Genomic DNA, 12711 nt, shown 5'->3' on the forward strand with positions numbered 1-12711 from the left:
ACCTCAATCTTGCGCGTTCCCGAGACTTCCTACCGATCAGACAGCCGATGCTGCAGTCCCCTGACTGCGCAGGCCGATACCCGCGTGCCTTCAAGCCTGACTATATGAAATGAACCGCCCGGCATATGCCTCTAGCGGATCATCCATCATGCAGACGAATCGGCACCATGACCTTACCGCGCACCGCACCAACCCAGGCTCTAAACGCCTCGCTTGCCAGCGATACCTATCCACCCGACTTCAGCAAGACGACCCAGGAACTGGCCCGTACCCTGCTTCACCCCCTCAAACCCGAGCTGGATGTCGAGACGACCTGGCTGACCTACCGTGACAGCGAGGTCGAATTCGACCACGGGAGCAACATACACAGGGTTCCACTGATCCCTGGCCTGATCGAATACTTCACCGGCCATTTGCAATTGATCGACAATGATGTAGTCGCTCTCCACCCACCTCTTGACACGCCTTCCCCAACGCCTGACACACAGCAACCTGACGTCAAGCCACCAGCCATTCAGCCGCTGGGGCGGGCAGCGACCGTAACGTTCTTCACCGAGGTCAGCGAGCAACTGGAGCAGTGCTATACACAAAATCTTGCAGACTACTGGAGCACTGCGACGCTTGATGGCGAAACCCGGAGCAGCCGGTTTGTCGCAGAGCAGATCGAGTGCCTGACATCCGAATGTGCAGTGCTGATCGCCTTGGGAAAGATGACAACCGGGCACTACAGCCTGCTTTCGGCCGCCCTCGGGCCCTGTGCCACAAATGCGACAGAGGGTTTCGCAGACTTACAGCCGCACAGTGTTTACAGCCTGTCGGCACGAGACGGCGACGGCCCCTCGCTGTCACTTTACGGCGCGTTTGCCATTGCCCGGCGTCTTCGTGATGCGCCGGTCCAGCCAGACCTGGAAGAGCTGGAAGATGTCCTGCTGTTTACGCCCCATGACGGGCTGGAAGCATTTGCCTCATTGCAACAGTTGAACGATGCGCTTGTTCAGCGAGTGACTGAACCCGAGTACCGAGGACGTTTGGGAGACGGCGTCACCGCCGGGCAGGCAAGCCCCACCAACCCCACCCCTGTCTTGCAATGGCAATACACCCTGATGGACGGCAATTTTCTCAGCCTGCTGCTTGCCCGGCAGGTTGTCGCGCAGCAGTCGGTCTTCGCTCAGACTGTACAGCTGGCCCGCTCTCAGAAGATGGACGCGGTCTGTTTCGAGCAAATGATAGCGAATTTGCTGAAACCCAGGATTTACTTCGACAACCACTGGCGACTCGACGGGTTCGACAGCGATCTGGTGCAAAACCAGATGCCCGATTGGTGGAAAACCATGACGCTGACGCAGCGTCAGGCATGGCATCGTCAGGCACAGCGATTTGGCGAGCAGGTGGTGAACATGCGCAAAGCCAGCAAGGAGCACTTCGGCCAGGCGGAAAACGACAGCCGCACCTATCCGACGCGCTTTATCGACCAGCAACTGGCTCAACTGCTGAACCGGCTATCCATCGCTGCAACAGCGCAACAGATCAATATTTCACTGACCTACTGGACGGGCATCGAAGTGCTCGATATTCCCGGCGCGCCTGTATTGCCAGAAACCAAGACTGAGAGCGTTTCGCTCAGGCAACTGGCACATACCCAAGCCCTGCACACCAAGGCCAAGGATGCCGTGCTTCTACGCGCTGTCGACGCTGAAGGCGTCCCCCTTGCGCACTTGGACAAGCAGGCCGTAACGGAGCTGATTGCCACGCTGGAAGAGCCCCGACACCTCAGTGATTACCTTGACCTGCACCTGAAAACCTCGGCGTATGCACAGCAGCTCAAGCGGTCAGAAAAAGCCATGTTGCGAGCTCAGATGAAGATGGCGCTGCTGGAGATCGAACAACAGGCTTTTGCACCCACCGGGCGAGAGTGGATCAAGGCTGTGCTGGATTCGCCAGGAATTCAAGGACGGCGAACCATCAACGAGCAAGTCATTGAAGTTCGTTTTTTCAGCGTCAACCAATTCAAGATGACCAACGTGATGCTGATTGCTCCAGCCGGAACATTCGAGAAGGGGCCGCTGGTGCTGTGCACGCTGGATGCTGCCGACGGTGTCGTTTTCCGCTGGTTCAACAGCATGTATCACCTGACCACCAGTTTTCTGGAAGAGGCACCCTTCCAGCAGTATCTGATTCAGCAAATACCGGTTTCCAGGCGTATTGAGACGCTGCATGCCATGCAGTACGAAAAGGAAGCGAAGCATTGGCGTCTGCCCGAAGTATTCACCCAACTGACGCTGCTACCGATCCCGTCAAGGCTGCTGCGCCCGGTCGTGTTTGTCAGCCAGAGCAAAGACATTTACGAGGAAAATCATGAGACCAAGATCAACCATCTAATCAACGAAGCCAAACGGCAGATGAGCCTGACCACCGGTACAGGGCAATCGGGTCGGGGATTCGATCTGATCGCGAGCATTGCGATTCTGTTTCTGCCTGGCCCGATCATGATGCCTGCCTCGCTGGGCGCTGGCCTTTACCAAACCTGGAGCGCTTTTTCGAAAATCGATGACAACGACCTGGAAGGCGCCGCCGAGGAGTTTCTGAGCGCCCTCAGCTACCTTGCCATTGCCTTGGTCGGCCACTTGGCGCTGGCCTTGAAGCCGGCAGGAATCGCCGCAAAAACGGTGAGACGTCCGCACCTGGTACGCAGAGTCGGTCGCGATGGTCAGGCACAGATCGGCTACCTCCTGTCGCATTCAAAGGCGCCGCGTTTCGCAGACTCGAAATTGATCGCTGCCATGGACCCCAAACGCTTCGTCGCCATTGAGGTAGAAGGCCAGACCTGCTTCATAAGCCGACGGGCCAACGTGTTCGGCCACTCACGCCTTTATCGGGTAAACCCGATGGATACCACGCAATTGGTGCACGGGCAGGAGTTTGCTCTTCGCAGCACGACCGGCGTCTGGAAAATCGTGGGCACACAGATCCCGCGCATGAGTCAGTCCGCAATCCGCAATGCCCAGGCTCGGTTGACCAGCCTGACAATCCTCTGGCCGGCTTCTCTGGAGGAAGCAAGTAGCGCCGAACGCTTGAGTTTCGAGACCGACTACCTGGCGCTGGCCAAGACGTCCAACGCAGAAAACTTTTCCGAAATCACCGCCTACGTAGAAGGCGGTTCAATGGACATCAATCCGCTGCTGCGAAGCGGCGTGCGCAACGCCAGGACACGGAAGTTTCTAAATCAGTTCCATAAGCTCAAGGCGTGGGAAGGCACCGCATTTCGCGCCACCTATGTGTCCAGCGACGGGGTGGCCTGCCTTGAGCGCGAAGTGGGTGCAGTGTTTACCGACAATGGCGTGCAGTCTGCATCGGTGTCGCGAGCCAATGCCTCCAGATGGAGCCAGGACGGGTTCGTGAGTCGCAACGCCAATGCCGAAAACCACCCGGTGTTTTTCATCTTTGCACCGGCGGTGCCCAAGAAGAACATGTTCACCGGTTTTCTTGGTGATCACGTGGCCATTGCGCCGGGGACATACGTGCAACTGGGCGCGACCAAACGAATCAACGGACAGCTGTTTGCCTGGTTTGATGCGCCTGAACAACTGGTTGATCAGACCTACGATCTCTATACCGGAGAACAGGAACTCTGGGTCTGAAACCCTCACGCGGCTGATCCGGGAAGCCGGCCGTAACTGGCTGGCGCTCCTGCGAAGCAGCCTTGCACCATTGCAGAGCCCGGAGCGCCCGCGGGGCAAAGCCGGGTTCCACCTTGGTGCACACCCTCCACGAACCGCGACACATTCGTTTCATTTTGCGACGTTTCTACGTTGGCCCAGACCTTGCTAAAGCTTGAAAGCGCAATGAAATGTACCGCCGCCAAACCATCAAATAATGTACTAAGGGAGCAGTCGATGAAGCGTCGCAGCCTGATCAAAGCCTTTACCCTGTCCGCATCGATCGCCGCCATGGGACTGACCTGGACCGTTCAGGCTGCCGAGACCATCAAGGTCGGCATTCTGCATTCGTTGTCCGGCACCATGGCCATCTCCGAGACGTCGCTCAAGGACATGGCCTTGATGACCATCGACGAAATCAACGCCAAAGGCGGCGTCAACGGCAAGATGCTGGAGCCGGTCGTCGTCGACCCTGCGTCCAACTGGCCGCTGTTCGCGGAAAAAGGCCGTCAGTTGCTGACCCAGGACAAGGTCGCCGTGGTATTCGGCTGCTGGACATCGGTGTCGCGCAAATCAGTGCTGCCGGTCTTCGAAGAACTCAACGGGCTGCTGTTCTACCCGGTGCAGTACGAAGGCGAAGAGATGTCGCCCAATGTTTTCTACACCGGCGCCGCGCCTAACCAGCAGGCGATCCCTGCCGTCGAATATGTCATGAGTGAAGATGGCGGCTCGGCCGAGCGCTTCTTCCTGCTGGGCACCGACTATGTGTACCCGCGTACCACCAACAAGATTCTGCGCGCATTCCTGCATTCCAAAGGCGTGAAAGATACCGATATCGAAGAGGTCTACACCCCGTTCGGTCACTCCGATTATCAAACCATCGTGGCCAACATCAAGAAGTTCTCCGCCGGTGGCAAGACGGCCGTTATCTCCACCGTCAACGGCGACTCCAACGTGCCGTTCTACAAGGAACTGGCTAACCAGGGCCTGAACGCTACCGACGTACCGGTTGTGGCCTTCTCGGTAGGCGAAGAAGAACTGCGCGGCATCGACACCAAGCCACTGGTAGGCCATTTGGCCGCCTGGAACTACTTCCAGTCGGTGGAAAACCCGGTCAACAAGAAGTTCGTGGCTGACTGGACGGCCTACGCCAAAAAGAAAAACCTGCCAGGCGCTGACAAGGCTGTGACCAACGACCCGATGGAAGCCACGTATGTCGGCATTCACATGTGGGCGCAGGCGGTCGAGAAAGCCAAATCCACCGACGTGGACAAGGTCCGTGAAGCCATGGCCGGCCAAACGTTCGCAGCGCCGTCGGGCTTTACCCTGACCATGGACAAGACCAACCACCACTTGCACAAGCCCGTGATGATCGGCGAAATCCAGGACGACGGACAGTTCAACGTCGTGTGGCAGACCAAAGAGCCGATCCGCGCCCAGCCATGGAGCCCGTACATCCCTGGCAACGACAAGAAGCCGGACACCCCGGCGAAGAGCAACTGAAGGATAAAAGCCGACTGCTGATCGTTCCCACGCTCGTCGCCAAGCGTCATATACAGGTCCTGAAGCCCGCGAAATACGGGGCTTCAAAGCTTCTGCCCACAGGGCGTAGGAGCGACCGGGGCGGCGATCCGCCCCGGTCGCTCCTACGGCCTTCGGCCAGAATCAAAAACAGCCAAGGCCATATTGATATGCCTTCTTATTTTTACCGTTTGATCCTCACCATCAGCCTGCTGCTGCCTTTGGCTGCCCAGGCCGGCGATGCCAGTGACTTTGTCGCAGCCAGTTCTTCGCAACAGGCAGAACTGCTGGAAGCCTGGGCCGCCAAGCCTGTGCCGGAACGTGTCGAGCTGCTCGAAGCCTTGCGCGATGGCCGTGTGGGTGCCGACAGCAGCAAGCGCGCCTGGATCGAAAACAACGATCAATACGTGGCCGTCGATGCACAGGCCCCTGCCGCCGTCGATGCTCCAACGCCTGACGAACCGCGTAAATTGCGCTTGAACAACCGGCTGCGTGGCCTGGTTGAAACGGCGCTGGCCAGCCATCAGTTGCTGGCAGCCGACACACGACTGCGCATGGCCGCCGCCCTGCAATTGCAAAAAAGCGCGCGCCCTGCACAACTTGAGTTGCTGACCGAACGCGTGGCCAGCGAATCCGATTCCAGCGTCAAAAGCGCGCTGACCCTGGCGCTGGCCAACCTGCAAATGGTCGACACCAGCCCGACAGTACGTCTGGCTGCCGTGCGACTGCTGGGCGAAACCGGTGACCCGCTGGCGCGTACCCGCCTTGAATCATTGCTGGCACCTGGCGTGGAAACCGACGCTTCGGTACGCGTGGCGGCTGAAACCAGCCTGGCGCAGGTCAAGCGCAAGCTGATGATCGGGGAAATCCTCGGCCAGGCGTTCAGCGGCATGTCGCTGGGCTCGATCCTGCTGCTGGCGGCGCTGGGTCTGGCGATTACCTTCGGCCTGCTGGGCGTAATCAACATGGCCCACGGCGAGATGCTGATGCTGGGGGCCTACTCAACCTACGTCGTGCAACTGATGCTGCAGCGCTACGCACCGGGGGCCATCGAGTACTACCCGCTGATCGCGTTGCCGGTGGCGTTCTTTGTCACCGCCGCGATCGGCATGGCCCTGGAGCGCACGATTATTCGTCATCTGTATGGCCGTCCACTGGAAACCCTGCTGGCCACCTGGGGCATCAGCCTGATGCTGATTCAGGCCGTGCGTCTGGCCTTCGGCGCGCAGAACGTTGAAGTCGCCAACCCGCAATGGCTGTCTGGCGGCATCCAGGTGCTGCCTAATCTGGTGCTGCCTTACAACCGCATCGTGATCATCGCCTTCGCGCTGTTCGTGGTGGTGCTGACCTGGCTGCTGCTGAACAAGACCCGCCTGGGCCTGAACGTGCGCGCCGTCACCCAGAACCGCAACATGGCCGCCTGCTGTGGCGTACCGACCGGACGCATCGACATGATGGCTTTCGGTCTGGGCTCAGGTATCGCGGGTCTGGGGGGTGTTGCCCTGAGCCAGATCGGCAACGTGGGTCCTGATCTTGGGCAAAGCTACATCATTGATTCGTTCCTGGTGGTCGTGCTCGGCGGTGTCGGGCAACTGGCCGGCAGCGTGATGGCGGCTTTCGGGCTGGGCATCGCCAACAAGATTCTCGAACCGCAAATCGGCGCCGTGTTGGGCAAGATCCTGATCCTGGCGCTGATCATTCTGTTTATCCAGAAACGTCCGCAAGGCCTCTTCGCACTGAAAGGACGGGTGATTGACTGATGAGCCAGCCATTGATAGTAACTGCCGCGCAAAAAGTCGGGCCCAGAGGCACGCTGACCGCAGGCTGCGTAATACTGGCGGTGCTGCTGGCACTGCCGCTGCTGTCGCTGCTGCCTGCCGATAACAGCTTTCAGGTCTCGGCCTACACCCTGACCCTGGTGGGCAAGATTCTCTGCTACGCCATTGTCGCGCTGGCGCTGGACCTGGTCTGGGGCTACGCCGGGCTGTTGTCGCTGGGCCACGGCCTGTTCTTCGCCCTGGGCGGTTACGCCATGGGCATGTACCTGATGCGCCAGGCCGCTGGCGATGGTCTGCCGGCCTTCATGACCTTCCTGTCGTGGACCGAGCTGCCGTGGTACTGGGCGGGCACCGACCACTTCCTCTGGGCGATGTGCCTGGTGGTCCTGGCACCGGGACTGCTGGCATTGGTATTCGGCTTCTTCGCCTTCCGCTCGCGGATCAAGGGCGTTTACTTTTCGATCATGACCCAGGCGCTGACCTTCGCCGGCATGCTGCTGTTCTTTCGCAACGAGACCGGCTTTGGCGGCAACAACGGGTTCACCAACTTCCGCAGCATTCTGGGCTTCAGCATCAGTGCCCAAGGGACCAGAGCTGCGCTGTTTATGGCCACGGTCGCACTGCTGGTGGCCAGCCTGTACATCGGCTGGCGCCTGGCGCAGAGCAAGTTCGGCCGCGTGCTGACCGCGCTGCGCGATGCGGAAAACCGCCTGATGTTCTGCGGTTACGATCCGCGCGGCTTCAAACTGTTCGTCTGGGTCCTGAGCGCCGTGCTGTGCGGTCTGGCTGGCGCCTTGTATGTGCCGCAGGTCGGCATTATCAACCCCAGCGAAATGTCGCCGACCAACTCGATTGAAGCCGCTGTGTGGGTAGCCTTGGGTGGCCGCGGCACGCTGATCGGCCCGCTGCTGGGCGCAGGTCTGGTGAACGGCATGAAGAGCTGGTTCACCATGGCCTTCCCGGAATACTGGCTGTTCTTCCTTGGCGCGCTGTTCATCATCGTCACGCTGTATCTGCCCAAGGGCGTGATCGGCATGCTGAAGAAAAGGAGCGAGCAATGAAAACCACTCCGACCCCGTCTTTCATGCTGGAACCGATCCTGGCGCCAAACTCCGACGCTGGCACCAGCCGCGACGCAGTGGGATTCGGCAAAAGCGCCGGCAAAGGCCTCAACACTCGCCACGGCACGATCCTGACGCTGGAAGACATCAGCGTCAGCTTCGACGGCTTCAAGGCCCTGAACGATCTGAATCTATACATCGGCGTAGGCGAACTGCGCTGCATCATCGGCCCCAACGGCGCGGGCAAGACCACGCTGATGGACGTCATCACCGGTAAGACCCGCCCCAGCCACGGCAAGGCCTGGTTCGGTGAAACGCTGGACCTGACGAAGATGACCGAAGTGCAGATCGCTCAGGCCGGCATCGGCCGCAAGTTCCAGAAACCCACGGTATTCGAGGCCTTGAGCGTGTTCGAAAACCTCGAGCTGGCGCAGAAGACAGACAAATCGGTGTGGGCCAGTCTGCGTGCGCAGTTGAGCGGCGAACAACAGGACCGGATCGGTGAGGTGCTGGAAACGATCCGCCTGACCAGCTCGATGCACCGTCCTGCGGGCTTGCTGTCCCACGGCCAGAAGCAGTTTCTGGAGATCGGCATGCTGCTGGTTCAGGACCCGCAATTACTGCTGCTCGACGAGCCCGTCGCGGGCATGACCGATGCCGAAACCGAATTCACCGCCGAGCTGTTCAAGAGCCTCGCCGGCAAGCATTCGCTGATGGTGGTTGAGCACGACATGGGTTTCGTCGGCTCGATTGCCGACCATGTCACCGTGCTGCACCAGGGCAGCGTGCTGGCTGAAGGCTCGCTGAACGACGTACAGGCCGACGAACGCGTGATCGAAGTGTATTTAGGGCGCTAGCGCGTCCAGCTGCAAGCTTTTAGCTGCAAGCTAGAAGCAAAAACAACGTGCTGCTCTTTACTTGCAGCTTGAAGCTTGAAGCTTATAACTCATGAGGCCCTCATGCTCACTGTTAGCCAGCTCCACCAATATTACGGCGGCAGCCACATTCTTCGCGGTCTGTCGTTTGATGTGAAGGTCGGTGAAGTCACCTGCCTGCTGGGCCGCAACGGCGTGGGCAAGACCACGCTCTTGCGCGTGCTGATGGGCCTGCTGCCATCGAAGGAAGGCTCGGTGCAATGGGAAGGCAAGACCATCACCCAGTTCAAGACGCATCAAAGGGTACATGCCGGGATTGCTTACGTGCCGCAAGGCCGGGAAATATTCGGCCGGCTGACGGTCGAGGAAAATCTGCTCATGGGCCTGTCCCGTTTTCCGGGCTCCGAGGCCAAGGAAGTGCCGGCCTTCATCTACGAGTTGTTCCCGGTGCTGCTGCAAATGAAGCACCGCCGCGGCGGCGATCTGTCCGGTGGTCAGCAGCAGCAACTGGCCATAGGCCGGGCACTGGCGAGCCGTCCACGACTGCTGATTCTCGACGAGCCCACCGAAGGTATTCAGCCCTCGGTGATCAAGGAAATCGGCGTAGTTATCAAAAAGCTCGCCGAGCGTGGCGACATGGCGATTCTGCTGGTCGAGCAGTTCTACGACTTCGCTGCGGAACTGGCCGATCAGTACCTGGTGATGTCGCGGGGCGAGATCGTCCAGCAGGGCCGTGGCGAGAACATGGAGAGCGACGGCGTTCGAGGTCTGGTCACCATTTGATGAGTCAATCCGTTATCGTGCAGCATTCGACAAACCAATGAAGACACCATGAACCTGCCTGCCAACACCGCCCTCTTCACCCCCAGCTGGCACGCCGAGCTGGAATTGGGTTACGGCCGTTTCGATGACAGCACACGCCCGACACTGCGGCGCCACAAAGGACCGCTGCGGGTGCAAAAGCATCTGTACGCCGAAGGCCCGGAGGTGTGCCAGCACATCATCGTTCATCCACCGGGCGGTATCGCCGGGGGTGACCGGCTGGATATCTCGGCCACCGTCGGTGCCGATGCCTGGGCACAGCTGACCAGCCCCGGCGCGGCCAAATGGTATCGCGCCGCCAGCCCGGCCTTTCAGCAACTGGAACTGCACGTCCAGCCCGGTGCGACACTGGAATGGCTGCCGCAGGAAACCATCGTCTTCAGCAATGCCCAGGCAGAACTGAGCACTCGGATAGAGCTGCACGGTGATGCAAAGCTATGCTACTGGGACGTGGTGGCTTTGGGCCGGCCGGCCAGTGGCGAGCGGTTCGAGCACGGCCATTTTCAATCGCATCTGGATATCCGTCGCGACGGCACATTGCTCTGGCATGAGCGACAACGCATTATCGGTGGCGACGGGCTGCTGGGCTCGCCCATCGGCCTGGACGGCAGAACCGTGTTCGCCACCCTGCTGATGACCGGCGAAGTGGGCAGCGAGCTGCTCGAGGCCTGCCGTTCGCTGTCGATGCCCAACCCGGTACGCGGCGACCTGACTCAATTGCCCGGTCTGCTGGTCGCTCGCTGTCTGGCAGACGAAGCATTGCACGCCCGGGCCTGGCTGATACAAATCTGGAAATACCTGCGCCCAGCCCTGCTGGGACGCGAGGCGGTAACGCCAAGAATCTGGAATACCTGATTGATGACTGGACGCTCTGCATTCCAGGCTACACCCTCGGCGCTGATGCACTCAGCGTGGTACATAAGTCCTGAAAAGCCCGAAAATCGGGGCTTTTAGCGCTTCTGCCCGCAGGGCGTGGGAGCGAACTTGTTCGCGAAGACAATGTTTTAGGCGCTGCATGTTCGGCGACTACACCGGCCCCTTCGCGAACAAGTTCGCTCCCACGGCCTTCGGCCAGAACCCAAAACAGACTTATACATAACGATGAGGGCTCAGCCTGGGAACGATCAACCACCGAATTTGAACAAACGGAAGCCCCATGGACCTGACACCACGTGAAAAAGACAAGCTACTGATCTTCACCGCCGGACTGGTCGCCGAACGGCGTCTGGCGCGCGGCGTGAAGCTCAATTACCCGGAAGCCATGGCCTATATTTCTGCGGCGCTGCTCGAAGGTGCGCGTGACGGACAGACCGTCGCTGAGCTCATGCACTACGGCACGACCCTGCTGACTCGCGATCAGGTCATGGAAGGTATCGCGGAAATGATCCCGGAGATCCAGGTGGAAGCCACCTTTCCGGATGGCACCAAACTCGTCACCGTGCATCAGCCGATTGCCTGAAGGAGTGATCATGCCGGACGTGATTCGCGATGCCCTGCCGGACGATCTGCCGGGCATTCTGGACATCTACAACGATGCGGTGCTCAACACCACGGCTATCTGGAACGAGCAGCCGGTTGATCTGGCTAACCGCCAGGCCTGGTACGCAGCTCGCCAGAGCCAGGCGTATCCGATTCTGGTGGCCGTCGACAACGCAGGCGACGTGCTTGGCTATTCGTCGTTTGGCGACTGGCGGCCGTTCGAAGGCTTTCGCCATACGGTCGAGCATTCGGTCTACGTGCGCTCCGACCAGCGTGGCAAACGCCTGGGCCCGCGCCTGATGGCCGCTTTGATCGAGCGCGCCCGCGACTGTGACAAGCACATGATGGTCGCGGCCATAGAAAGCGGTAACGCGGCGTCCATCGCCCTGCATGATCGCCTGGGTTTCAAGACCACCGGACAAATGCCCCAGGTCGGCACCAAGTTCGGTCGCTGGCTGGACCTGACGTTCATGCAGCTCGACCTGTCGCCCGGTGCTCAGCCACCGGTTTCACAAGCCCCTTCCGCCCTTTAGAGAGCACGCCATGAACCCAGCACAGCTGCGCCGCGTCACCGCCGAAAGCTTCGCGCATTACCGCCAGGGTCTGGCGCAACTGTTGTTCGATACGGTTCATGATGGCGCGTCGGTCGGTTTCATGGCCGACCTCGACATGGCGCAGGCCTACGGCTGGTGCGACGGGCTCAGAGTCGACGTCGCCGCTGGCACTCTGCTGCTATGGGTGGTGGTCGAGAACGAAAACGTCCTGGCCAGTGCGCAACTGTCGCTGTGTCAGAAGCCCAATGGCCTGAACCGCGCCGAAGTACAGAAGCTCATGGTGCTGCCTGCGGCTCGCGGGCGTGGCCTGGGCAGGCAGTTGATGGAGGCCGTTGAGCAGGCGGCCGTGAAACACAAGCGTGGACTGCTGCACCTGGACACCGAAGCAGGCTCGACGGCTGAAGCGTTCTATCGCTCACTGGCCTACCACCGTGTCGGTGAACTGCCGGATTATTGCGCGACACCGGACGGTCGCTATCGGCCGACCGCCATTTATTTCAAAACCTTGGGGCAACCGACATGATCCCTGGTCAATACCAGATCCAGCCCGGCGACATCGAACTCAACGCCGGACGCCGCACCCTCAGCCTGACTGTCGCCAACAGCGGCGACCGGCCGATTCAGGTGGGCTCGCATTTCCACTTTTTCGAAACCAACGACGCACTGACCTTCGACCGCGTCGCCAGTCGGGGCATGCGCCTGAACATTCCGGCCGGCACCGCCGTGCGCTTCGAACCGGGCCAGTCCCGCGAAGTCGAGCTGGTGGACCTGGCCGGTTTGCGCAAGGTTTACGGGTTTGCCGGTCGGGTGATGGGGGAGCTTTAGCTTCAAGCTTCAAGCTTCAAGCTTCAAGCTTCAAGCTTCAAGAGAAAAGCATATGACGACTAAAGACTTGCGGCTTGCAGCTTTCAGCTTGTCGCTTTGAACACATTACAGTTTGCGGCCTGCAACTTGCCGCTCTGAAT

11 protein-coding genes are annotated in these 12711 nt (G+C 59.9%); all 11 read left to right on the plus strand.

Features of this window, described 5'->3' with window-relative positions:
- Positions 1-167: 167 nt before the first annotated feature.
- The 11 genes from V476_RS07360 (at position 168) to V476_RS07410 (ending at position 12571) form a co-directional block, all read left to right on the plus strand.
- On the plus strand, positions 168-3638 hold the full coding sequence (locus V476_RS07360; protein WP_024960716.1) for a dermonecrotic toxin domain-containing protein: 3471 nt from the start codon (positions 168-170) through the stop codon (positions 3636-3638).
- A gap of 255 nt (positions 3639-3893) precedes the next feature.
- The gene (urtA, locus tag V476_RS07365) at positions 3894-5159 is read left to right on the plus strand and encodes an urea ABC transporter substrate-binding protein (protein WP_024960717.1); all 1266 of its coding nucleotides are present in this window, start codon (positions 3894-3896) and stop codon (positions 5157-5159) included.
- 188 nt (positions 5160-5347) lie between these two features.
- Entirely contained in the window at positions 5348-6937 is a 1590-nt protein-coding gene (urtB, locus tag V476_RS07370) for an urea ABC transporter permease subunit UrtB (RefSeq protein ID WP_024960718.1), read from the plus strand.
- Positions 6937-8016, plus strand: coding sequence for an urea ABC transporter permease subunit UrtC (urtC, locus tag V476_RS07375; protein WP_003391875.1), 1080 nt, complete (start codon positions 6937-6939; stop codon positions 8014-8016). The genes urtB and urtC overlap by 1 nt, the downstream gene beginning before the upstream one ends.
- Positions 8013-8873, plus strand: coding sequence for an urea ABC transporter ATP-binding protein UrtD (gene urtD, locus V476_RS07380; protein WP_003391874.1), 861 nt, complete (start codon positions 8013-8015; stop codon positions 8871-8873). Before urtC ends, urtD begins: the two co-directional genes overlap by 4 nt.
- A 102-nt stretch (positions 8874-8975) precedes the next feature.
- Entirely contained in the window at positions 8976-9674 is a 699-nt protein-coding gene (gene urtE / locus V476_RS07385) for an urea ABC transporter ATP-binding subunit UrtE (protein ID WP_003419471.1), read from the plus strand.
- A 48-nt stretch (positions 9675-9722) separates the two neighbouring features.
- On the plus strand, positions 9723-10568 hold the full coding sequence (locus V476_RS07390; RefSeq protein ID WP_003317022.1) for an urease accessory protein UreD: 846 nt from the start codon (positions 9723-9725) through the stop codon (positions 10566-10568).
- A 301-nt stretch (positions 10569-10869) separates the two neighbouring features.
- Positions 10870-11172, plus strand: a complete 303-nt coding sequence (ureA, locus tag V476_RS07395) for an urease subunit gamma (RefSeq protein WP_003347927.1) — start codon at positions 10870-10872, stop codon at positions 11170-11172.
- A gap of 10 nt (positions 11173-11182) precedes the next feature.
- The gene (locus V476_RS07400; RefSeq protein WP_024960719.1) at positions 11183-11725 is read left to right on the plus strand and encodes a GNAT family N-acetyltransferase; all 543 of its coding nucleotides are present in this window, start codon (positions 11183-11185) and stop codon (positions 11723-11725) included.
- Between the two features lie 10 nt (positions 11726-11735).
- Positions 11736-12269 carry a GNAT family N-acetyltransferase gene (locus V476_RS07405; RefSeq protein ID WP_003347923.1) on the plus strand — a complete coding sequence of 178 codons (534 nt, stop codon included), beginning with the start codon at positions 11736-11738 and terminating at the stop codon, positions 12267-12269.
- Positions 12266-12571 (plus strand): urease subunit beta, encoded by a 306-nt coding sequence (locus V476_RS07410; protein WP_024960720.1) that lies wholly within the window; start codon positions 12266-12268, stop codon positions 12569-12571. Before V476_RS07405 ends, V476_RS07410 begins: the two co-directional genes overlap by 4 nt.
- Positions 12572-12711: the final 140 nt, after the last annotated feature.

Origin of the sequence: Pseudomonas syringae KCTC 12500, from assembly GCF_000507185.2 — a bacterium.
Lineage (GTDB): Bacteria > Pseudomonadota > Gammaproteobacteria > Pseudomonadales > Pseudomonadaceae > Aquipseudomonas > Aquipseudomonas syringae.

Excerpts from the sequence above, each read along its gene's own strand:
- V476_RS07360 (WP_024960716.1), top strand. The coding sequence starts at position 168 with ATGACCTTACCGCGCACCGCACCAACCCAGGCTCTAAACGCCTCGCTT.
- urtA (WP_024960717.1), top strand. The coding sequence starts at position 3,894 with ATGAAGCGTCGCAGCCTGATCAAAGCCTTTACCCTGTCCGCATCGATC.
- urtB (WP_024960718.1), top strand. The coding sequence starts at position 5,348 with ATGCCTTCTTATTTTTACCGTTTGATCCTCACCATCAGCCTGCTGCTG.
- urtC (WP_003391875.1), top strand. The coding sequence starts at position 6,937 with ATGAGCCAGCCATTGATAGTAACTGCCGCGCAAAAAGTCGGGCCCAGA.
- urtD (WP_003391874.1), top strand. The coding sequence starts at position 8,013 with ATGAAAACCACTCCGACCCCGTCTTTCATGCTGGAACCGATCCTGGCG.
- urtE (WP_003419471.1), top strand. The coding sequence starts at position 8,976 with ATGCTCACTGTTAGCCAGCTCCACCAATATTACGGCGGCAGCCACATT.
- V476_RS07390 (WP_003317022.1), top strand. The coding sequence starts at position 9,723 with ATGAACCTGCCTGCCAACACCGCCCTCTTCACCCCCAGCTGGCACGCC.
- ureA (WP_003347927.1), top strand. The coding sequence starts at position 10,870 with ATGGACCTGACACCACGTGAAAAAGACAAGCTACTGATCTTCACCGCC.
- V476_RS07400 (WP_024960719.1), top strand. The coding sequence starts at position 11,183 with ATGCCGGACGTGATTCGCGATGCCCTGCCGGACGATCTGCCGGGCATT.
- V476_RS07405 (WP_003347923.1), top strand. The coding sequence starts at position 11,736 with ATGAACCCAGCACAGCTGCGCCGCGTCACCGCCGAAAGCTTCGCGCAT.
- V476_RS07410 (WP_024960720.1), top strand. The coding sequence starts at position 12,266 with ATGATCCCTGGTCAATACCAGATCCAGCCCGGCGACATCGAACTCAAC.